The organism is Rossellomorea sp. KS-H15a (assembly GCF_024195245.1).
GTDB lineage: Bacteria > Bacillota > Bacilli > Bacillales > Bacillaceae_B > Rossellomorea > Rossellomorea vietnamensis.
This window is the reverse complement of record NZ_CP096886.1, coordinates 4,098,726-4,120,000: the sequence shown is the minus strand read 5'-3', so window position 1 is coordinate 4,120,000 and position 21,275 is coordinate 4,098,726. Positions and strand designations below refer to the sequence as shown.

The 21,275-nt window shown below is 46.3% G+C and carries 12 protein-coding genes, 21 tRNA genes and 2 rRNA genes (1 of these 35 only partly in view); 32 read left to right on the top strand and 3 right to left on the bottom strand.

Translation table 11 applies throughout. From position 1 onward, the window contains the following. The 28 genes from M1J35_RS21205 to M1J35_RS21070 form a co-directional block, all read left to right on the top strand. Positions 1-2,002: ribosomal RNA gene (locus tag M1J35_RS21205) — 23S ribosomal RNA — on the top strand (it extends 935 nt beyond the left edge of the window). 169 nt (positions 2,003-2,171) lie between these two features. Beyond that, positions 2,172-2,288 (top strand): 5S ribosomal RNA (rrf, locus tag M1J35_RS21200). A 10-nt stretch (positions 2,289-2,298) separates the two neighbouring features. Then, a tRNA-Val gene (locus tag M1J35_RS21195) sits at positions 2,299-2,374 on the top strand. 87 nt (positions 2,375-2,461) lie between these two features. Continuing rightward, a tRNA-Thr gene (locus M1J35_RS21190) sits at positions 2,462-2,537 on the top strand. 18 nt (positions 2,538-2,555) lie between these two features. Continuing rightward, positions 2,556-2,631, top strand: a tRNA-Lys gene (locus M1J35_RS21185). Between the two features lie 65 nt (positions 2,632-2,696). Next, positions 2,697-2,781: transfer RNA gene (locus M1J35_RS21180), tRNA-Leu, on the top strand. 8 nt (positions 2,782-2,789) lie between these two features. Then, a tRNA-Gly gene (locus tag M1J35_RS21175) sits at positions 2,790-2,864 on the top strand. A gap of 7 nt (positions 2,865-2,871) precedes the next feature. Next, positions 2,872-2,960: transfer RNA gene (locus M1J35_RS21170), tRNA-Leu, on the top strand. An 84-nt stretch (positions 2,961-3,044) separates the two neighbouring features. After that, positions 3,045-3,121 (top strand) — tRNA-Arg (locus tag M1J35_RS21165). Positions 3,122-3,126: 5 nt separating this feature from the next. Then, a tRNA-Pro gene (locus M1J35_RS21160) sits at positions 3,127-3,203 on the top strand. A gap of 8 nt (positions 3,204-3,211) precedes the next feature. Further along, positions 3,212-3,287 (top strand) — tRNA-Ala (locus M1J35_RS21155). A 102-nt stretch (positions 3,288-3,389) separates the two neighbouring features. Next, positions 3,390-3,466: transfer RNA gene (locus tag M1J35_RS21150), tRNA-Met, on the top strand. A 4-nt stretch (positions 3,467-3,470) separates the two neighbouring features. Then, a tRNA-Ile gene (locus M1J35_RS21145) sits at positions 3,471-3,547 on the top strand. A gap of 17 nt (positions 3,548-3,564) precedes the next feature. Then, positions 3,565-3,657, top strand: a tRNA-Ser gene (locus M1J35_RS21140). Positions 3,658-3,824: 167 nt separating this feature from the next. Beyond that, positions 3,825-3,898: transfer RNA gene (locus M1J35_RS21135), tRNA-Met, on the top strand. A 118-nt stretch (positions 3,899-4,016) separates the two neighbouring features. Continuing rightward, positions 4,017-4,093: transfer RNA gene (locus tag M1J35_RS21130), tRNA-Asp, on the top strand. Positions 4,094-4,138: 45 nt separating this feature from the next. After that, positions 4,139-4,214 (top strand) — tRNA-Phe (locus M1J35_RS21125). Between the two features lie 22 nt (positions 4,215-4,236). Continuing rightward, positions 4,237-4,312 (top strand) — tRNA-His (locus M1J35_RS21120). Positions 4,313-4,328: 16 nt separating this feature from the next. Then, positions 4,329-4,402 (top strand) — tRNA-Gly (locus tag M1J35_RS21115). A gap of 11 nt (positions 4,403-4,413) precedes the next feature. Further along, a tRNA-Ile gene (locus tag M1J35_RS21110) sits at positions 4,414-4,490 on the top strand. 9 nt (positions 4,491-4,499) lie between these two features. Continuing rightward, positions 4,500-4,574 (top strand) — tRNA-Asn (locus M1J35_RS21105). Positions 4,575-4,579: 5 nt separating this feature from the next. Beyond that, positions 4,580-4,670, top strand: a tRNA-Ser gene (locus M1J35_RS21100). 4 nt (positions 4,671-4,674) lie between these two features. After that, a tRNA-Glu gene (locus tag M1J35_RS21095) sits at positions 4,675-4,746 on the top strand. 594 nt (positions 4,747-5,340) lie between these two features. Next, positions 5,341-7,203, top strand: a complete 1,863-nt coding sequence (glgB, locus tag M1J35_RS21090) for a 1,4-alpha-glucan branching enzyme (RefSeq protein WP_371928694.1) — start codon at positions 5,341-5,343, stop codon at positions 7,201-7,203. A gap of 15 nt (positions 7,204-7,218) precedes the next feature. Then, positions 7,219-8,376, top strand: coding sequence for a glucose-1-phosphate adenylyltransferase (locus M1J35_RS21085; protein ID WP_034765466.1), 1,158 nt, complete (start codon positions 7,219-7,221; stop codon positions 8,374-8,376). A 42-nt stretch (positions 8,377-8,418) separates the two neighbouring features. Continuing rightward, positions 8,419-9,447, top strand: coding sequence for a GlgC family sugar phosphate nucleotidyltransferase (locus tag M1J35_RS21080; protein ID WP_159362632.1), 1,029 nt, complete (start codon positions 8,419-8,421; stop codon positions 9,445-9,447). Next, a complete protein-coding gene (gene glgA, locus M1J35_RS21075; RefSeq protein ID WP_254652210.1) occupies positions 9,444-10,889 on the top strand; it encodes a glycogen synthase GlgA in 1,446 nt (481 codons plus the stop codon). The genes M1J35_RS21080 and glgA overlap by 4 nt, the downstream gene beginning before the upstream one ends. Further along, the gene (locus M1J35_RS21070) at positions 10,879-13,284 is read left to right on the top strand and encodes a glycogen/starch/alpha-glucan phosphorylase (RefSeq protein WP_254652209.1); all 2,406 of its coding nucleotides are present in this window, start codon (positions 10,879-10,881) and stop codon (positions 13,282-13,284) included. The genes glgA and M1J35_RS21070 overlap by 11 nt, the downstream gene beginning before the upstream one ends. Positions 13,285-13,320: 36 nt before the next feature. On the opposite strand, the gene M1J35_RS21065 is transcribed toward M1J35_RS21070, so the two are convergent. Together M1J35_RS21065 and M1J35_RS21060 are read right to left on the bottom strand one after the other, a co-directional pair. After that, the gene (locus M1J35_RS21065; RefSeq protein WP_254652208.1) at positions 13,321-14,085 is read right to left on the bottom strand and encodes a TraR/DksA C4-type zinc finger protein; all 765 of its coding nucleotides are present in this window, start codon (positions 14,083-14,085) and stop codon (positions 13,321-13,323) included. 203 nt (positions 14,086-14,288) lie between these two features. Continuing rightward, positions 14,289-15,646, bottom strand: a protein-coding gene (locus M1J35_RS21060; protein WP_254651394.1) for an IS3 family transposase whose coding sequence is annotated in 2 segments (ribosomal slippage) — positions 14,289-15,175 and positions 15,175-15,646 — 1,359 coding nt in all. Because the reading frame shifts where the segments join, the coding sequence is not laid out codon by codon here. Positions 15,647-15,944: 298 nt separating this feature from the next. Between M1J35_RS21060 and M1J35_RS21055 the strand changes: the two genes are divergently transcribed. Further along, positions 15,945-16,130, top strand: coding sequence for a hypothetical protein (locus M1J35_RS21055; RefSeq protein ID WP_254652207.1), 186 nt, complete (start codon positions 15,945-15,947; stop codon positions 16,128-16,130). Here the strand turns inward: M1J35_RS21055 and M1J35_RS21050 are convergent. Next, on the bottom strand, positions 16,099-17,022 hold the full coding sequence (locus M1J35_RS21050; RefSeq protein WP_224522323.1) for a 1,4-dihydroxy-2-naphthoate polyprenyltransferase: 924 nt from the start codon (positions 17,020-17,022) through the stop codon (positions 16,099-16,101). The two genes, M1J35_RS21055 and M1J35_RS21050, sit on opposite strands and share 32 nt — an antisense overlap. Positions 17,023-17,327: 305 nt before the next feature. Here M1J35_RS21050 and M1J35_RS21045 point away from each other — a divergent pair, with 305 nt between their 5' ends. Genes M1J35_RS21045 through menH form a run of 3 tightly spaced genes read left to right on the top strand, consistent with a single transcriptional unit; the run spans position 17,328 to position 21,271 of the window. Next, positions 17,328-18,734 (top strand): isochorismate synthase, encoded by a 1,407-nt coding sequence (locus M1J35_RS21045; RefSeq protein ID WP_254652206.1) that lies wholly within the window; start codon positions 17,328-17,330, stop codon positions 18,732-18,734. Further along, positions 18,727-20,481 (top strand): 2-succinyl-5-enolpyruvyl-6-hydroxy-3-cyclohexene-1-carboxylic-acid synthase, encoded by a 1,755-nt coding sequence (gene menD / locus M1J35_RS21040; protein WP_254652205.1) that lies wholly within the window; start codon positions 18,727-18,729, stop codon positions 20,479-20,481. Before M1J35_RS21045 ends, menD begins: the two co-directional genes overlap by 8 nt. Then, on the top strand, positions 20,453-21,271 hold the full coding sequence (gene menH / locus M1J35_RS21035; protein ID WP_371928693.1) for a 2-succinyl-6-hydroxy-2,4-cyclohexadiene-1-carboxylate synthase: 819 nt from the start codon (positions 20,453-20,455) through the stop codon (positions 21,269-21,271). Before menD ends, menH begins: the two co-directional genes overlap by 29 nt. Positions 21,272-21,275: the final 4 nt, after the last annotated feature.

Genomic DNA, 21,275 nt, shown 5'->3' with positions numbered 1-21,275 from the left:
TCATCGGGTTACCGAATTCAGACAAACTCCGAATGCCAAAGACTTATCCATGGGAGTCAGACTGCGAGTGATAAGATCCGTAGTCGAAAGGGAAACAGCCCAGACCACCAGCTAAGGTCCCAAAGTATACGTTAAGTGGAAAAGGATGTGGAGTTGCTTAGACAACCAGGATGTTGGCTTAGAAGCAGCCACCATTTAAAGAGTGCGTAATAGCTCACTGGTCGAGTGACTCTGCGCCGAAAATGTACCGGGGCTAAACGTATCACCGAAGCTGTGGATTGACACCTCTAGGTGTCAGTGGTAGGAGAGCGTTCTAAGGACTGCGAAGCTAGACCGTAAGGACTGGTGGAGTGCTTAGAAGTGAGAATGCCGGTATGAGTAGCGAAAGATGGGTGAGAATCCCATCCACCGAATGCCTAAGGTTTCCTGAGGAAGGCTCGTCCGCTCAGGGTTAGTCGGGACCTAAGTCGAGGCCGATAGGCGTAGACGATGGACAACAGGTTGATATTCCTGTACCACCTCTTTTCCGTTTGAGCAATGGGGGGACGCAGGAGGATAGGGTAAGCGCACTGCTGGATATGTGCGTCTAAGCAGTTAGGCTGATGATGAGGCAAATCCCGTCATCGCGAAGGCTGAGCTGTGATAGCGAGCGAATTATAGTAGCGAAGTTCCTGATTCCACACTGCCAAGAAAAGCCTCTAGCGAGGAAAAAGGTGCCCGTACCGCAAACCGACACAGGTAGGCGAGGAGAGAATCCTAAGGTGAGCGAGAGAACTCTCGTTAAGGAACTCGGCAAAATGACCCCGTAACTTCGGGAGAAGGGGTGCTCTGGTAGGGTGCAAGCCCGAGAGAGCCGCAGTGAATAGGCCCAGGCGACTGTTTAGCAAAAACACAGGTCTCTGCGAAGCCGTAAGGCGAAGTATAGGGGCTGACGCCTGCCCGGTGCTGGAAGGTTAAGAGGAGTGCTTAGCGCAAGCGAAGGTGCGAATCGAAGCCCCAGTAAACGGCGGCCGTAACTATAACGGTCCTAAGGTAGCGAAATTCCTTGTCGGGTAAGTTCCGACCCGCACGAAAGGCGTAACGATCTGGGCACTGTCTCAACGAGAGACTCGGTGAAATTATAGTACCTGTGAAGATGCAGGTTACCCGCGACAGGACGGAAAGACCCCGTGGAGCTTTACTGTAGCCTGATATTGAATTTTGGTACAGCTTGTACAGGATAGGTAGGAGCCTTGGAAACCGGAGCGCCAGCTTCGGTGGAGGCATCGGTGGGATACTACCCTGGCTGTATTGAAATTCTAACCCGCGCCCCTTATCGGGGTGGGAGACAGTGTCAGGTGGGCAGTTTGACTGGGGCGGTCGCCTCCTAAAGAGTAACGGAGGCGCCCAAAGGTTCCCTCAGAATGGTTGGAAATCATTCGCAGAGTGTAAAGGCACAAGGGAGCTTGACTGCGAGACCTACAAGTCGAGCAGGGACGAAAGTCGGGCTTAGTGATCCGGTGGTTCCGCATGGAAGGGCCATCGCTCAACGGATAAAAGCTACCCCGGGGATAACAGGCTTATCTCCCCCAAGAGTCCACATCGACGGGGAGGTTTGGCACCTCGATGTCGGCTCATCGCATCCTGGGGCTGTAGTCGGTCCCAAGGGTTGGGCTGTTCGCCCATTAAAGCGGTACGCGAGCTGGGTTCAGAACGTCGTGAGACAGTTCGGTCCCTATCCGTCGTGGGCGCAGGAAATTTGAGAGGAGCTGTCCTTAGTACGAGAGGACCGGGATGGACGCACCGCTGGTGTACCAGTTGTCTTGCCAAAGGCATCGCTGGGTAGCTATGTGCGGAAGGGATAAGTGCTGAAAGCATCTAAGCATGAAGCCCCCCTCGAGATGAGATTTCCCATCACGTAAGTGAGTAAGATCCCTAGAAGATGACTAGGTAGATAGGTCAGAGATGGAAGCATGGCGACATGTGGAGTTGACTGATACTAATCGATCGAGGACTTAACCACAAAGAGTCATTATTTTAATGAACAACAATTGGTCGATATTCGGCTTTCTTGACATCAATTCTTTATCTAGTTTTCAGGGAATAATTTTATACGAAAATATAAAAAAGCCTTGAAAAATTATATCTACACGATATAATAATACTTGTCCTAAAAAAGAGACAAGACATAGTCTGGTGACAATGGCGAAGAGGTCACACCCGTTCCCATGCCGAACACGGAAGTTAAGCTCTTCAGCGCCGATGGTAGTTGGGGGATCTCCCCCTGTGAGAGTAGGACGTCGCCAGGCTATATACCATGGAGGATTAGCTCAGCTGGGAGAGCATCTGCCTTACAAGCAGAGGGTCGGCGGTTCGATCCCGTCATCCTCCACCAAAGATTTTTGCGCCAGCAAAATATCTTTCCTTAAACTGCTCCGGTGAACTACTTTCATTAAGCAGTATTTATAAAAGGATCTTACACGCCGGTGTAGCTCAACTGGTAGAGCAACTGACTTGTAATCAGTAGGTTGGGGGTTCAAGTCCTCTTGCCGGCACCATTTGGTTTTTTATGAGACGAGCCATTAGCTCAGTTGGTAGAGCATCTGACTTTTAATCAGAGGGTCGAAGGTTCGAATCCTTCATGGCTCACCATTGATTTTTGCTTCGGCAAAATATCTTACCATTGTTTTTCTCCAATGTGAAAAACATAAATAAATGCGGGTGTGGCGGAATTGGCAGACGCACCAGACTTAGGATCTGGCGCCGCAAGGCGTGGGGGTTCAAGTCCCTTCACCCGCACCATTTCTTTTGCGGAAGTAGTTCAGTGGTAGAACACCACCTTGCCAAGGTGGGGGTCGCGGGTTCGAATCCCGTCTTCCGCTCCAGAGACTTGCCGGGGTGGCGGAACTGGCAGACGCACAGGACTTAAAATCCTGCGGTAGGTGACTACCGTACCGGTTCGATTCCGGTCCTCGGCACCAGGATTTTTTGCGAAGCAAAATAATCATCATTGATTTGCGTAAGCAAAATATCTATCCTTACGTTACTATTATAGAATTCATTTAGCGCCCGTAGCTCAATTGGATAGAGCGTTTGACTACGGATCAAAAGGTTAGGGGTTCGACTCCTCTCGGGCGCGCCATATATCGGGAAGTAGCTCAGCTTGGTAGAGCACTTGGTTTGGGACCAAGGGGTCGCAGGTTCGAATCCTGTCTTCCCGACCACCTTCTTTGGGGCCTTAGCTCAGCTGGGAGAGCGCCTGCTTTGCACGCAGGAGGTCAGCGGTTCGATCCCGCTAGGCTCCACCAAGATTTTTTGCACCAGCAAAATAATCTTCATTGATGTTTGCACAGCAAAAAATCCTATATGTTTTGCGAAAGTGAAACTGAATACTATGTTATATGTTTCTTGGCGGTGTAGCTCAGCTGGCTAGAGCGTACGGTTCATACCCGTGAGGTCGGGGGTTCGATCCCCTCCGCCGCTACCATTAGGGACCTTTAGCTCAGTTGGTTAGAGCAGACGGCTCATAACCGTCCGGTCGTAGGTTCGAGTCCTACAAGGTCCACCAAGTACCATTTTTATTACGGAGGAATACCCAAGTCCGGCTGAAGGGATCGGTCTTGAAAACCGACAGGGGTGTAACAGCCCGCGGGGGTTCGAATCCCCCTTCCTCCTCCATATTATCTTTTATATTTTATCGTCGCGGGGTGGAGCACGACCGAATAATCTTCGGAGCGTCTACATCAGCGCACCGACTGAGCAGCAACTTGAATAAGCTTACTGAAGTCGGGGTGGTTCTACGCGATACACAATGGGATAGTGGACACTTAAATATATTTTATCGTCGCGGGGTGGAGCAGTTCGGTAGCTCGTCGGGCTCATAACCCGAAGGTCGCAGGTTCAAATCCTGTCCCCGCAATACCATTTTGATTTGTTTATGAATTAGGAACTTGATAATTCGCGATGAGTCACGTATGGATAGTTATTTTCGCTAGCGCGAAGGTAATGAAACCTATTTTGCTAACGCAAAAAGCTTTGGTCCGGTAGTTCAGTTGGTTAGAATGCCTGCCTGTCACGCAGGAGGTCGCGGGTTCGAGTCCCGTCCGGACCGCCATTTTCATTAAAAGATAATGGTATTATTTTTTTCAAAACTAAGTAAGGCTCAGTAGCTCAGTTGGTAGAGCAATGGACTGAAAATCCATGTGTCGGCGGTTCGATTCCGTCCTGAGCCACCATTTTTTATTTAGACACATTATGGCGATTGTGGCGAAGTGGTTAACGCACCTGATTGTGGTTCAGGCATTCGTGGGTTCGATTCCCATCAGTCGCCCCATATTTTATTTTTTATTGCGGGTGTAGTTTAGTGGTAAAACCTCAGCCTTCCAAGCTGATGATGAGGGTTCGATTCCCTTCACCCGCTCCAATTTATTTTTTGGGCCTATAGCTCAGCTGGTTAGAGCGCACGCCTGATAAGCGTGAGGTCGGTGGTTCGAGTCCACTTAGGCCCACCATTTCATTATTCCGCAGTAGCTCAGTGGTAGAGCTATCGGCTGTTAACCGATCGGTCGCAAGTTCGAATCTTGCCTGCGGAGCCATATTTGGAGAAGTACTCAAGTGGCTGAAGAGGCGCCCCTGCTAAGGGTGTAGGTCGGGCAACTGGCGCGAGGGTTCAAATCCCTCCTTCTCCGCCATTTAGGCCCATTGGTCAAGCGGTTAAGACACCGCCCTTTCACGGCGGTAACACGGGTTCGAATCCCGTATGGGTCATTATGAAGAGACTATCATTCTTGATAGTCTTTTTTTGTTGTACAAAGTAGTACTTTGGCTTGAAATGAAGCTGATATAAGCATGCTTTATATGAAAAAATATGTTCCTGGTTTCTGCGTCATTGGATATATTATCGACTTTCCCCGATATATTATCGACTTTCCCGGTATATGATCCACTTCCCCCGTTTTATTATCAACTTCACTTCATACAAATCAAATTTTCCAGTGCGGAAGAGAAGGTCAGTGATCATCGAAAAACAAGGTCATCAAACACCACTTTCCTCCCTTTATTCGACACAGCTGCTTCATCTTCCAACCAACCAAAATCTTATACAAAATACCGGAATCCTTCTATATTCCCTACATATTTTAGCTTTTTTCATGAAAAAACTTTCGACAAATTCCGCTAAGAATTCAACGTATTTCCCCTATGTTTTTACAATGTAAACCTTACCATTTAGAATAACTTTCCAAATAAACCGCTTTTTCATATATGCATGTAGTAAATTGTCGTAATTGAACGACGATTATAAAGAGGATTTTGGTGATGTTGTGAGAAAGTAGTTATGTAGATTGAAAAAATGTAGGTGAGATGATGAACGCAATGACCATAACAGATTACGATGTGTTTTTGTTTCATGAGGGAAATTTGCAGCAGGCCTATCAGTTTATGGGTGCACATGTGAGAAGGGATTCCACTGGGACCTATACAGAATTTTGCGTTTGGGCACCGAAAGCAAGGCATGTTTCATTGGTGGGGTCCTTTAATCAATGGAATGGGAATGGATATGATCTAAAAAAGCGGAATAGTGAAGGTTTGTGGACGATTCGAGTCGATCAAGACCTGACGGGAGAAACGTATAAGTATGAGATTACGACTCCCCTGGGTGCAAAGAAGCTGAAGGCGGATCCGTACGGGTTTGCCTCTGAGAAGCGCCCTCATACGGCAAGCGTCGTGTATGAGCTGGATGGCTTTCGATGGGAAGATGAGAAGTGGCTCGAGAACCGTTCATCCACTACCATCTACGACAAGCCAATGGCGATTTATGAAGTCCATTTAGGTACGTGGAAGAAGGAAGCAGGAACGTTTCTATCTTATAGGGAATTAGCGCAGCAATTGATTCCCCATGTGAAGGAGCAGGGATTCACCCATATTGAGCTGCTGCCTGTCACGGAGCATCCATTTGACCGGTCTTGGGGTTATCAGGGTACGGGTTATTATTCCCCTACCAGTCGCTACGGCTCACCACATGATTTGATGGCATTTGTGAATGAATGTCATTTACATAATATTGGCGTGATCCTGGATTGGGTCCCAGGTCATTTTTGTAAGGATGCGCATGGGTTATATAAGTTCGATGGTTCGTTCGCCTATGAGTACAGTGAGGAAAGGGACCGGGAGAATTATACGTGGGGAACGGCGAACTTTGATTTAGGTAAAGGGGAAGTGAGGAGTTTCCTGATTTCAAACGCCCGCTTCTGGATGGATCAGTATCATATCGATGGCTTCAGGATCGATGCGGTGGCGAACATCATCTATTGGGCGAATCAGGGTGAGCTTAACCCGAATGAAGGCGCCATACAGTTTTTGAAAAACTTGAACAAGGCCGTTTTTGAGTTTGATTCTTCGATTTTGATGATTGCAGAGGATTCTACGGACTGGCCACAGGTGACGTCTCCCGTTCATTATGGAGGACTGGGATTTAATTATAAGTGGAATATGGGATGGATGAATGACGTCCTTAAATATATGGAAACCGATCCATCTGAACGAAGGCATGTGCATTCTCTCATCACGTTTTCACTGTTATATGCCTTTTCAGAGAATTATGTTCTTCCCTTCTCCCATGATGAAGTGGTGCATGGGAAGAAGTCGTTATTAAATAAAATGCCCGGGGATTACTGGCAGAAATTTGCTCAATATCGGTTGCTTCTGAGCTTCATGATGGCTCATCCAGGTAAAAAGCTTCTGTTCATGGGAAGTGAACTGGCCCCGTTTTCAGAATGGAAGGACCTTGAGGAATTGGATTGGCATTTACTGGATTACGAATTTCATCACAAATTCAATTCATATTTTAAAGAGCTTATGCATTTATATAAAGGTGCTGAACCATTATTTCAGATGGATCATCGTTCAGACGGGTTCCAGTGGGTTGACGTAAATAATGCAGAGCAGCAGATTTTCTCTTTCATCCGTTATGGGATAGAGAAGGGAGATCATCTTGTGGTGATCTGCAATTTCAGTCCTCATGTGTATCACCAGTATAAGGTGGGGGTAGATAAGGTTTCTTCGTATGAAGAGATCTGGAATAGTGATGATGGAAGGTTTGGAGGTTCCCATCAAGTGAACCCCAACCCGCTTACCGTGCACAATCAACCGTATCATGGAAGGGATGGGTATGTGGAAATGACGATTCCACCATACGCAGCCGTTTATTTAAGACCAATCGAGTGAAAGGGGAGAAGAGTAATGGCAAAAGGTAGATGTGTGGCCATGTTATTAGCAGGTGGAAAAGGGAGCAGGTTGAGTTCATTGACGAAGAGTCTGGCGAAACCGGCCGTACCATTTGGAGGAAAGTACCGTATCATTGATTTTACCCTGAGCAATTGTACGAACTCAGGCATCGACACAGTCGGTGTTCTTACCCAGTACCAGCCCTTGGTATTGAATTCGTATATCGGAATCGGGAGTGCGTGGGACCTTGACCGCAAAAACGGTGGGGTGACAGTCCTGCCTCCATATGCTGAATCATCCGAGATGCGCTGGTATACGGGGACGGCAAGCGCCATCTATCAAAATATGAATTACCTTGAGCAATATGATCCCGAGTACGTATTGATTCTGTCGGGTGATCACATTTACAAAATGGATTATAGTAAAATGCTTGATTATCATATCGAGAAAAAAGCGGATGTCTCGATTTCAGTCATTGAAGTGGGCTGGGATGAAGCGAGTCGTTTCGGACTGATGAACACGAATGAGGATATGCGTGTCACGGAGTTTGAAGAAAAACCGCCTTTCCCGAAAAGCAATCTTGCCTCGATGGGCATTTACATCTTCAATTATTCCGTGCTAAAGGATTATTTGGAGATGGATGAACGGAATCCGGACTCAAGCCATGACTTTGGGAAGGATGTCATTCCTCTCCTCCTTGATGAAAAGAAGAAACTGATGGCTTATCCATTTGAAGGCTATTGGAAGGATGTCGGTACGGTCAAGAGCCTTTGGGAAGCGAATATGGATCTAATAGATGAACAGAATGAACTGAATCTGTTCGATCATGATTGGAGAGTGTATTCGGTTAATCCGAATGAGCCTCCTCAATATATTTCAGAAGAAGCCCTTGTAGAGGGATCTCTTGTAAATGAAGGATGTACGATTGAAGGAACGATTCAAAAGTCTGTCCTCTTCCAGGGAACAACGGTGAAAAAAGGAGCGCATGTCAGTCGTTCAGTCATCATGCCGGACGCTGTCGTTGAAGAAAACGTCTATATCGAGCAGGCGATCGTGCCGTCGAATGTAAGAGTTCCAAAGGGCTTATGCATCATGCCGGAAGAGGGATCCGATGAAGTGATCCTCGTGACGGAATCATTCATTGAAGCACTGCTGGAGCAGGAAAGAGTATAAGGTTCAAGACCATCTTAACAACATTAGAGGAGGAGAAGTGTTTTGAAAAATACGATGCTTGGTGTTATTGATGCTACGAGTTACTACGATTCCTTGGAGGATTTATTATTACATCGCTCATTGGCGGCCCTTCCGATTGCCGGGAGATACCGGTTGATTGACTTTGTCCTTTCCAATATGGTGAATTCCGATATCGGCAGCGTTGCGATCTTTCCAAAGTTTCAATACAGATCCCTGATGGATCATCTCGGATCAGGCAAGAACTGGGATCTGAACCGGAAGCGGGATGGCTTGTTTTTCTTTCCTGCTCCTGGACTGGAAGCGAATGAAGAGGGTGTAGGGTCCTTTAATCACTTTGCCCATCATATGGACTACTTCAGACGCAGTACCCAGGAGTACGCCCTGATCAGCAATTGCTTCACGTTATGTAACATCGATTATCAACCCGTACTGGAACGTCATATCCGTATCGGTTGTGATATAACGGAAATGCGTCACAACGGCAGCTCCTTGGATATGTACTTGGTCAAAACGTCTACATTGATTGATTTGGTCGAGAACAGGCGTGAAACGGGCTACACATGTATGCAGGATGTAGTGGACGACATGGATAGCGGATTCAAGGTGTGCGGCTATGAGCATGCAGGATTTGTTCAAACGATTGATTCCATTGAAGAATACTATGATGCGAGCATGAAGCTTATGAACCTATCCTATTGGAAAGAGCTGTTCAAGAAAGATATGCCCATTTATACGAAAGTGAAGGATGAGCCGCCGACACGCTATACATCGGCTGCAAGCGTGAAAAACAGCATCATCGCCAATGGATGCTTCATTGAAGGCCAAGTGAAGAATTCTACTATGTTCAGAGCGGTGAAGGTTGGCAGGAATACCACAATTTCTAACAGCATCATTATGCAGAAGAGCCAAATTGGAGATAACTGTGTACTGGAGAATGTGATTCTGGATAAAGATGTGAGGATAGAAGATGGTGTCAAGCTTATCGGGGAAGCAAACAATCCAATCGTCATTCGCAAAGGGATGATTCAAGGAGCGCTGATGAATTCGTGAAAGTGTTATTTGTAGTATCTGAGTGTGTCCCATTTATTAAATCCGGGGGCTTGGCCGACGTTGCTGGTGCTCTGCCCAAGGAGTTAAGAAGTTTAGGCACGGATGTCAGGGTGATTCTGCCTAAATACGGCGGGATTCCTCAAGCATTCCGTTCAAAAATGAAACGGAAGAAAGAATTTTTCGTGTCGGTAGGCTGGAGAAATCAGTATTGTGGCATTGAAGAGTACAGTGAAAATGGCGTGACCTATTATTTTGTGGATAATGAATATTACTTTAACCGGGAGCGATTATACGGATACTTTGACGATGGAGAAAGATTCTCCTATTTTACAAGGGCTGTGTTGGAAAGCATCGCTGTTCTTGATTTCTATCCTGATGTGATTCATTGTCACGATTGGCATACGGGCATGGTTCCGTTCTTACTCAGAAGCGAGTATCAGGAGAGACCGGGCTACTCATTCATCCGCAGCGTATTCACGATTCATAATCTGCAATTTCAAGGAATCTACCCTAAAGAAGTGATGACGGACTTACTGGCTATCCCAGAGAGGTATTTTCATCATGAATACCTCGAATTTTATGGGAACATCAATTTCATGAAAGGAGCGCTCATTTCTTCAGACTTTGTCACAACGGTGAGCCCTACGTATAAAGAAGAAATCCTCACGCCTTACTACGGGGAAAAGCTTCATAATATACTAGGTCAGCGGTATAACCAATTATTGGGGATCCTTAATGGGATTGATGATGAAGTGTATAATCCTGATGACGGGGAGTTTCCTTTCTTCAGCGGGAATCTTCAAGGGAAGAAGCAGGCGAAGCAACATCTGCAAAAAAGCCTTGGACTTCGTGAGGAAGAAGGAATACCACTTGTGTCCATCATTTCGAGACTGACGAACCAAAAGGGTCTTGAACTTATCAGGGGCGTCTTTCATGAGATGATCCAGGAAAATGTCCAGTTTGTCCTGTTGGGGACAGGTGATTGGGAGTTTGAACAGTTTTTCAGGGAAATGGAGTGGACGTATCCTGATAAGGTAAGAGTACAGATCGGCTTCAATGAAGAATTGGCGAAACAGATCTATTCTGCCAGTGATCTGTTCCTGATGCCTTCCAAGTTCGAGCCTTGCGGGCTGGGGCAGTTGATCGCCATGAGATACGGAGCCCTGCCACTTGTAAGGGAGACAGGCGGACTGAACGATACTGTTGAATCCTATAATGAGGAGACGAAGAGCGGCAACGGCTTCTCATTCAAAAACTTTAATGCTCACGATATGCTTTACACCTATCGAAGAGCTCTATCGTATTTCCACGAAGATCCGGAAACATGGAATCATATTGTACGTAATGCAATGAATAAGGATTATAGTTGGGCCCAATCGGCCTTTAAGTATAATCAACTATACGCTGACCTGGTATCAAGGAGTGAAAGCCATGTTTTCTGATCCGATTGAATTCAAAGAATTGTTTCTGAAGAAGCTTGAAATGATGTATGGAAAGACGTTTCCTGAGTCCACCAGACAGGACCAGTTTTTCACATTGGGCCATTTAATACGGGAATATATTTCGATGAACTGGATCCATACGAATGAGCAGTACCGGTTCAATAAACAAAAGCAGGTGTATTATTTATCCATCGAATTCCTGCTGGGGCGTCTGCTCCGACAAAATCTGACGAATCTGGGGATTTACGAAATTGTGGATAAAGGGCTTCTCGATCTTGGAATCGACCTTGCGGAGATGGAAGAGGTTGAGCACGATGCAGGACTGGGAAATGGCGGTCTTGGCCGTTTAGCCGCCTGCTTTCTGGATTCCCTGGCTTCCCTCAATTTACCCGGCCATGGATATGGTATCCGTTATAAGCATGGATTGTTTGAACAAAAGATCGTGAACGGATTTCAGATGGAGCTTCCGGAACAGTGGCTGCGTCATGGACATGTGTGGGAGGTCCGCAAATCTGACCTTACCGTTGAAGTGCCTTTCTGGGGGAAGGTGGAATCCTACACGGAAAAGGATGTCCTAAGGTTTCGACATGTAGATGCAGAAATCGTCGCGGCGGTTCCCTATGATATGCCCGTAGTGGGGTTCGAAACCTCGACGGTCAACACGCTTCGTTTATGGAGTGCCGAGCCTGCTGCTTATAAAGCGGGAAAAGATATGATGAAATACAAGCGGGATACAGAAGCCATCACGGAATTTCTATATCCAGACGATACCCATGAGGAAGGGAAGATCCTGCGCTTGAAGCAGCAATACTTCCTGGTGTCAGCAAGTATCCGCTCCATTCTGGATTCGTACCTTTACCGAAATGGCGATCTGAAGGAACTGCATGAGAATATTTCAATCCATATCAATGATACCCATCCTGTTCTTGCCATCCCGGAACTGATGAGGGTCCTTCTGGATGAATACTCCTTTGAATGGGAAGAAGCATGGGAAATCACGACGAATACATTCGCCTATACAAACCATACGACGCTGTCAGAAGCACTGGAAAGATGGCCGCTCCGTATATTCCAGCCCCTCCTGCCCCGCATCCACATGATCGTGAATGAAATCAATGAACGATTCTGCAGGGAATTATGGAAAGAGTATCCCGGTGAGTGGAAGAGGATAGAGGACATGGCGATCATCTCTCATGATGAAGTCAAAATGGCCCACCTTGCCATTGTAGGAAGCTTCAGTGTGAACGGTGTGGCAAAGATTCACACAGAAATCCTGAAGCAGCGGGAAATGAACTTATTCTATCAATATTATCCTGGGAAATTTAATAGTAAGACCAATGGGATCACCCATAGAAGGTGGCTCCTGAATAGCAATCCAGCCCTTTCGAACCTGATTACCTCTTCGATCGGGGATGAGTGGATCAAAGACCCTTCCAAACTGGTGAAGCTGAAGGAGTATCACCATGATACGGCATTCCTGAAAGACCTGTATGATGTGAAGCAGGGAAATAAACAAAAGCTTGCCGGGCTGATATATGAAAGCAATGGTATCGTTGTCGATCCGTCTTCCATATTCGATATCCAGGTGAAGCGGCTTCATGCGTACAAACGTCAGCTAATGAATGTCCTGCATATCCTTCACCTGTACAATCGCTGTGTCGAAGATCCGGGATTTGATTTTCATCCACGGACATTCATTTTCGGGGCAAAGGCGTCCCCGGGTTACTATTATGCCAAAAAAATCATTAAGTTGATCCACTCTGTAGCAGATCTCGTAAATGATCATCCGCTCGTGAAAGGGCGCATTAAAGTCGTGTTCCTTGAAAATTACCGGGTGTCCCTTGCAGAAGAGATCATCCCGGCAGCTGACTTGTCCGAGCAAATCTCAACGGCCAGTAAGGAAGCGTCCGGTACGGGGAATATGAAGTTCATGATGAACGGTGCTTTGACCCTTGGAACACTGGATGGAGCAAATATCGAGATCCTGGAACAAGTCGGGAATGATAACATCTTCATATTCGGCTTGACCGCTGAGGAAGTGATGAAGTACCAGCATCATGGCGGCTATTATGCAATGGAGTATTTCCACTATGATACAAGGATCAAAAAGGTGTTGAATCAATTGATCGATGATACCCTGCCGGATGCTGGTGATCATTTCGAAACGATTTATGACTCGTTACTGACTGAAAATGATCAATTCTTTGTCCTGAGGGATTTCGATTCCTACGTAAGGGTTCATGAACAGGCCGGAAAGGCGTATGAAAACAAAGAGCACTGGTCAAGGATGTGCCTGCAGAACATTGCCAATTCGGGCTATTTCTCCAGTGACCGGACAATCGAGCAATATGCCAAGGACATATGGGGCATTGCACAGGGGAGTTTAATGAAATAGAAAAAGCGCTTGGGAATCGGATCCCAAGCGTTTTTTCTATTTTTTCTTCTTGTCTGAAACGTAGCTGTCTCCATCTTTATAGGGAATGTCACCCAGAGGGGACTCCATATCATTTTCATCGAGCATATCCTCATACTCTTCATGTGTCTTCGACGGATAGGCTTTACGGTTCGATCCTTCCATGTCGGTCCCGACGAATGATTCAAAATCCTCGGTGAACCCTTCCGATGTGTCCTCATCCTGATACAGGTCTGAGTAATCCTCGTGATCCCCTTCAAAGTCGGATGGGGTTTCCGATGTCCCGAAACGGCCGACTTCCTGGAAGCTGTCCTGATCGTCACGCACATTCCCATCGGTTTCATGTCTGAATTCATTATCGACTGGCGGCTGCAGCACGTCTTCTTCCACCGGCCTATCCTGCGGTGTCGACTTCTCCGGGGTATGGTCCTTACAATAAAGGGTGGTCGGAATGACTTCGAGACGCTCGTAAGGGATATCCTGTCCACATTCTTTACATTCTCCGTACGTACCGGCTTCGATCGCGTGCAGGGCCTGTTGGATTTTATCCAGTTCAAGCTTCGCATGATCATCAATGGCAAAATCCTTCTCCCGTTCATATAACTCTGTACCCATATCGGCCGGATGGTTATCGTAAAGGGAAAGTTCTCCTGAGTTATCGCGTTCGTTTGTATGGTGAAGATTATCTAAATCCTGATGTAAATGTTCCTTTAACTGCTTTTCCTGTTGAACCAATTCTTGTTTTAATGACTGTTTTTGGCTGTCTGTTAGCAATTTCTTCACATCCTTCATTATGTTCGCTTAAATCTTGTCCTAACCATACTTTATCCGAAAGTGGGGAGGTTAAAACATAAAAGGTTATTTTCGAGCTGGTCAATTAGCCATTGCTACTTGATTTCCGCTGCAGGTGCTCGCTTTCCGCGGGGCGTGAGTTGAGCCTCCTCGGGCTAAATGCACTGGCCCCATAATGTTGGACACTTAAATTTCTAAGCAGCTAATTCAGTACTTACTCGATAAGCTACCGGACTTTTTCGTTTTAACCTTGATTTGATTCTCAGGTGATTGTAGTAATACATGTATTCTTTCAGTTCTTCTTTAAAGTGCTCGATACTATCAAATTCCTGTAAGTAAAGGAACTCAGACTTCATTATCCCAAAAAAGTTCTCCATTACCGAGTTGTCGTAACAGTTTCCTTTACGAGACATACTTTGGGTGATGTTATGTTTTTTCAGTGTCCTTCGGTACTGAGCCATTTGATAATGCCACCCTTGATCTGAATGGATTAAGAGCTCATCGTCTTCATTTACATGTTTTAATCCTTGTTCTAACATCTTCTCGACCAAGTCAAATGTCGGCCTTGATTGGAGCGTATAGGTAATGATCTCTCCGTTAAATAGGTCTAGAATGGGGGACAGATAGAGCTTTTGACCGAACAGTTTGAACTCCGTTACGTCTGTCACCCATTTTTGATTAGGTTTATCGGCTCTAAAATTACGATTTAGGATGTTGGGAGCCACTTTGCCAACTTTCCCTTTGTAGGATTTATATTTTTTCATTCGCACAATGCATTTAAGGCCCAATTCTCTCATGATCCGAAGAACTTTCTTTTTGTTAATATCGTGACCTTTTTCTTGAAGAACGTCCGTAATGCGACGGTACCCAAGACGTCCTGAGTGTCTATGATAGATGAAATTAATTCTTCTTTTCCATTTACGATCAGGATCTGGTTGGTCTAATTTTTTTGTGATGTGATAGTAAGTACTTTTAGGAAGCTTAGCTACTTTTATCATTCTAGTCACCGGGAATTCGTTCCTTAGTTCAAATACTACTTTCGCTTTGATTTCGTTGGTGATGGTTCTTCCTGAACTAAGGTATTTAGCTTTTTTAAATACGCATTCTCCATACGTAGGTATTCCAGTTCTTTTTTCATATCTTCCATCGTTTGGTTAGAAGAGTTATCTTTGATCTTCTTATTCTTATGGTTAGATGTCATTGTAGAAGGCCTCATTTCTAATGATCCGAAGGCATCTTCTCCAGCTCTTTCCCACTTTTTCACCCACCTACGAACCATACAGGGGTCTGGGATATGAAAAATGGCTGATGCCTCTCGAATGGAGCAATTCTTCTCCGTAATAAATTGAATTACCCTCAGTTTAAAGGCAGAAGGATAGTTTGTATAGGGAAAGGTAAAGGCTTGGTCCCCGTGGTGACGAACTAACATCACCCAATAGCGCAGAACAGATTGATCAACCCCCACTTGATTGGCAAGATCTCGATAACTAACGAGTTCATTAAGATAACGTTTAGCAGCTTTCAGTTTAGATTCTTGAGTAAACTTGGCCATACGTGCTGGCACCTCCTATTGTTGGTTGGGGTGTCCAACAATAGGGGGGCAACTCAAAAGCCCTGTGGGGTCTCAACTTTCACGCGTTTCCCGCAGGAGTCGAGCACCTTCCGCTCCAAGCAACATTAGTTTTATATTTCTTAAAAAGGATAAGCATCAGAAATTGAAGGACCAAGAGAGAAAACAATAAAAGGAACTGGTTTAGTCAAAACAAAATCCGAACGATCATTCGATATTCTTCATTAGAAAATCGAATTCGTTCGGATTTTGTTGTTTTATATTTTAACGGTTCTAGCTGTTGATTGGAGTGCAAGACGAAGACTCCTACGGGAAAAGCGGAATAGGTGAGACCCCGCAGGAGCGGCAGCGACGAGGAGGCTCGCCTTCCGCCCGAGGAAAGCGAAGTCTTGCACGGAAATCAACAGCGGTTTATCAAGGGAACCTAAATCTTTCTACAGCATATAAGCAAGCAATAATCCAATAGATAACAGGAAACCAAAGATGGTATTGGTTTGTGCGGTTGCTTTCATGGCGGGCATCATTTCGATGGGTTGTGATTTCCCGATGAATCCTGTCGTGGCTTTGATTGCTTTAGGGATGCTCAAAAAGGCTACGAACAGCCATGGGGATGAGATCCCTGTAACGACCAATCCGATGATCCAGGCGTAGGAAACGACAAACATACTGCCTAAGAGGATGATCGCCCCTTTTTTTCCTAACAGGATCGCGATGGTTTTGCGGCCGTTTTCTTTGTCGCCATCGAGGTCACGGATATTGTTGGCCAATAATATGGAACCTACCAATATGGAAACCGGAATCGAGATGAGGACGCTGTCCCCATTGATATAGCCGGTCTGGATGTAAAATGAGATGAGGATGATCACAAATCCCATGAAAAATCCGGCTACGATTTCGCCGAATGGTGTGTAAGCAATTGGCATTGGTCCGCCAGTATAAAAGTACCCCGCTGCCATGCACACTATTCCTATGAGCGCCAGCCACCATGTACTGTTAAGACAGATATAAATGCCTAACAGGAGGGCGATCCCGTAAAGTGAAAAGGCAAGGTTGATGACCGTTGATGGTTTGACACCATTACGGACGATCGCTCCGCCGATCCCGACCGAGTGCTCTGTATCCAGGCCCCTTTTATAATCATAATATTCATTGAACATATTTGTGGCCGCCTGGATCAACAGGCAGGCAACCAGCATGGCTGCAAACAGCAAAATGTCCACTTTCGTAAATTGCAGCGCAAGTACCGTCCCTAACAGTACAGGTACGAATGCCGCTGTAAGAGTGTGGGGCCGGGTTAATTGCCACCAGATCTTCCACCCTTTATCTGATTCCAACACGTTGGATGCTTGTTGTTCCATCATACTCTCTCCCTTACGCAATAAGGAATTTTCAGAAAACATTACAATTCCTTTACAGATTAAAGTGTAGGTAAAGGGAAGGGGACTGTCAATCATTTTCTACAAATTCGTGAAGGTTCTATTTTCCAGTAATTGAGGACATTTACAAAGCTTTTGGTTTCTCAAAAGAAGAAAAAGGGTTTATTATATATATAATAAGGATAAATATTGTAAACATGTCTTGAACGCCGTTGACACACCATAAGGACAGGTGTATCTTATAGTAAGTTTGACTATTGTACGTGATTTTGTTTGGGGGAATTCAATTGGTTACCATCCATAAGACCAATATTGAAAAAGCATATGATACAGCCAGAATGAAGGCTAAACAAATACATCGCCCCGTCCTTCTCAGTATAGTGGAGGAAGTGGATGCCGTGGACCCTCTTTCTTTTTATTATGGAGGGAATTCTTTTCATGGAGAGCGCTTTCTATGGAAGGACCGCGATCATACCATCACGCTGGTAGGGATCGGAGCGGCTCATATTCTGTCTACAGATGAAAAAGAAGGGCGCTTTTTTACCGTTGAGAACGAGTGGAAGCGCTTTACCCAGGAATCTGTGATCGTGACAGGAGATAAATGGGCAGGAACAGGCCCACTATTATATGGTGGGTTCCGTTTTGACCCGTTGAATGATAATAGTGAAGAATGGAATCAATTCTCCACAGGGACATTCCAACTCCCGATGTTCATGTTAACAAAGCCTGAAAAAACGAACTACTTGACAATGAATGTCATCTGTCATCCTTATGAAGATGAACGCTCATTCCATGAACGGATCAGATTAAAGGAAGAACTTCTTGCAAACGCCCGAAAGGCCATCATTCCCGAACGCCCTGAGTGGATCGGGAACCGTGATGTGAAACCTGAAGAATGGAAGGGATCCGTCCAGAGTGTGGTGAATCGGCTACAAAAGGGTGAGATGGATAAAGTCGTCCTTGCGAGAAAATGTGAAGTGTCATTCGACCAACAGGTATCATCTGATTTCGTCTTGGATAATCTGTGGAAGCAGCAGCCCGACAGTTTCGTATTCAGTTTTGAATGGGAAGGAAGCTGCTTTATCGGTGCAACTCCTGAACGACTCGTAAAGAAAACAGGGGAAGAAATCCTCTCCACCTGCCTTGCGGGTTCAATCGCCAGGGGGGATACCCTGGAACGTGATGAGAGACTTGGGGAAGAGCTCCTTGAGGATGAAAAGAACCGATACGAACATCAGCTTGTTGTGGAGAGCATCCAACAGGCACTCAATCCATTTTGTGACACACTTTCGATTCCTTCTACGCCACAGCTTATGAAGCTCAAGGATATCCAGCATCTCTATACACCGGTCATCGGACAGGCATCCGAGAATACGTCACTTTTGAGCCTTGTTGAAAAATTGCATCCCACTCCCGCACTGGGTGGTGTCCCGAGGGACAAGGCGATGCATGTGATCAGGCAGGAGGAAGATATGGACCGTGGTCTATATGCCGCTCCCATCGGCTGGATCGATGCCTATGGAAATGGTGAATATGCCGTGGCCCTTCGCTCAGGCCTCCTTCAGGGAGACAAGGCCTACTTGTATGCAGGGTGCGGGATCGTAGCCGACTCTGAACCTGAAAGTGAGTTTAAGGAAACACAGATGAAATTTCGGCCGATGCTCCGGGCATTAGGAGGGACCGTACATGAATGATGAACATCAAAAGAAACTGACCGATTATTTAGCGGCCTTCATGGAAGAATTGGTTGGAAATGGAGTAGACGAAGTCGTCATCAGTCCCGGCTCTCGTTCTACTCCTTTAGCGTTGTTATTTGCGCATCATCCCGGGGTGAAGACGTACATCAATGTGGATGAACGCTCTGCGGCTTTTTTTGCGTTGGGGATCGCCAAGGCTAAGAAAAAGCCCGTCGCCATCCTATGCAGTTCCGGGACGGCCGGGGCCAATTACTATCCTGCTGTCATTGAAGCTCGTTATGCTAAGGTACCCCTCATCGTGCTGACGGCCGACCGGCCCCATGAACTTAGGGAAGTGGGTGCCCCTCAAGCCATTGATCAGATCGATCTTTATGGGAAGCATGTGAAATGGTCCATCGATATGGCGTTGCCTGAAAGCATTCCGTCGATGCTGCAGTATGCACGATCATCTGCTGTCAGGGGTGTGGCTCTTTCAACTGCGTATCCGGAAGGTCCGGTTCACTATAATTTCCCATTTAGGGAACCGTTGATCCCGGATTTACAAAAAGTAGAATTCTCAAGTGGAAGACCGGCCAAGAGGGTCCTTCAAGGGGACCGGCAGCTATCTTCTGACTTCAAGAATGAACTTCAGGAAACTTTAATGAATTCGAAGCGCGGCCTCATTGTGTGCGGACCGGGGCTAAGTGAAGGGGCTGTTCCGTCCATTGTCCGATTTGCTGAGGAATATGCGCTGCCGATCGTAGCGGACCCACTGTCCTTCGTCCGGAGCGGGAACCATTCCAAAGACAATATCATGGATTGCTACGACACGTTCTTAAGAATAGATGAACTGAAAGAATCACTTCAGCCAGATCTTATTATCCGTTTCGGTGCCATGCCGGTCTCGAAGGCTCTCATGCTGTTCCTGAAAGGCCTGCCGGAAATCCCGGCGTGGGTTGTGAGTAAAGGGGAAGAGTGGCAGGATCCGACGGCACGAGGCACCGATTTCATCCACTGCGGGGAAAACTTGTTTTGTCAAAGCTTTTTGGACCAAAGTGGGCGAAGGAATATGGACTGGCTGGAAAAGTGGAAGCGTGTCAATAAGGAAACGAAGGGGTTACTCGTCAAGGGTCACCAATCCTGGGATGAAGGGATGGCGGTCCATCAGTTGGTCCAGCATTTGCCTGAAGGATCCACCCTGTTTTCCAGTAACAGCATGCCGATCCGTGATTTGGATACATACTTTTTCACGAATGACCGGTCCCAGCGGATTTTTGCCAACCGCGGAGCCAACGGGATTGACGGCGTGGTATCCACGGCTCTTGGTATGAGTACGGTATCTCAGCCGATGTATCTCCTGATTGGGGATCTAGCCTTTTTCCATGATCTTAATGGGTTACTGACAGCAAGGAAATATCAATTGGACGTGACGATTGTGGTGATGAACAATAATGGGGGCGGGATCTTTTCCTACCTCCCTCAAGCGGGTGACCAGACTCACTTCGAAGACCTGTTCGGAACCCCGATGGACTTGGAGTTTGCTCATGCAGCCAAACTATACGGAGCACATTATTTCCATGTTGGAAACGAGGAAGAATTCATCCCGGCTCTTCAGGAAGCAGAGCAAAGCAAGGGGATAAAGATCATTGAGGTTGTGACCAATAGAGAAGAAAATGTAGCAAATCATCGTAAATTGTGGAATTTTGTTTCCCGGGAAATGACTAATAACCTTAAGGGTGAAGATCTTGATTCTTCAAGTGAATGATATCCGTTATTTTGTAGAAGTGAAAGGGGAGGGAGACCCTTTGGTTTTCCTTCACGGTTTCACAGGCGACACAACAACGTGGTCCAGGGTCACCGATCAATTGTCTGTGAACTATCGGTGTGTCAGCATTGATTTGATCGGTCATGGCCGTACGGAGTCCCCGAGAGACGTCACAAGATACACCATGGAGCGGGTTGCAACAGATATAAACACTCTGCTGAATGAGCTCGACATCAACAACGCCGTGTTGGTCGGGTATTCAATGGGTGGGCGTATGGCCCTTCACTTCAGCTTGACTTATCCTGAAAAAGTGAAGGCATTGATATTGGAAAGCGCCTCTCCTGGTTTGAGGACGAGTGAAGAAAGAGCAGATCGCCGGAAGAAGGATCATGCACTGGCGGACAGAATAGAAAGGGAAGGCATCGAAGACTTTGTCGATTTCTGGCAGGAGATTCCCTTGTTCGCGTCTCAGAAAAGGCTATCGGATAGAGAACGTTCCGATATCAGGCAACAGCGCCTGAGCCAATCGGCCACAGGTTTATCCCATAGCTTGAAAGGGATGGGGACCGGGGCTCAGGATTCTTTATGGGAACGGCTTGGTGAACTGACATTCCCAGTCCGGTTACTCGTGGGAGAGCTGGATCATAAGTTCGTTCAGATTGCAGAAGAAATGAAAAAGCTCAATCCCAGTTTTCAAATCCTGACATTTTCCAACACCGGTCATGCAATTCATGTGGAAGAATCGCGAAAGTTTGGTACAATAATAGAGGAACTACTGTTAACTACATAAAGGA

Coding starts and splice junctions, on each gene's coding strand:
- glgB (WP_371928694.1), top strand. CDS start 5,341: ATGATGAACGCAATGACCATAACAGATTACGATGTGTTTTTGTTTCAT.
- M1J35_RS21085 (WP_034765466.1), top strand. CDS start 7,219: ATGGCAAAAGGTAGATGTGTGGCCATGTTATTAGCAGGTGGAAAAGGG.
- M1J35_RS21070 (WP_254652209.1), top strand. CDS start 10,879: ATGTTTTCTGATCCGATTGAATTCAAAGAATTGTTTCTGAAGAAGCTT.
- M1J35_RS21050 (WP_224522323.1), bottom strand. CDS start 17,022: ATGGAACAACAAGCATCCAACGTGTTGGAATCAGATAAAGGGTGGAAG.
- menD (WP_254652205.1), top strand. CDS start 18,727: ATGAATGATGAACATCAAAAGAAACTGACCGATTATTTAGCGGCCTTC.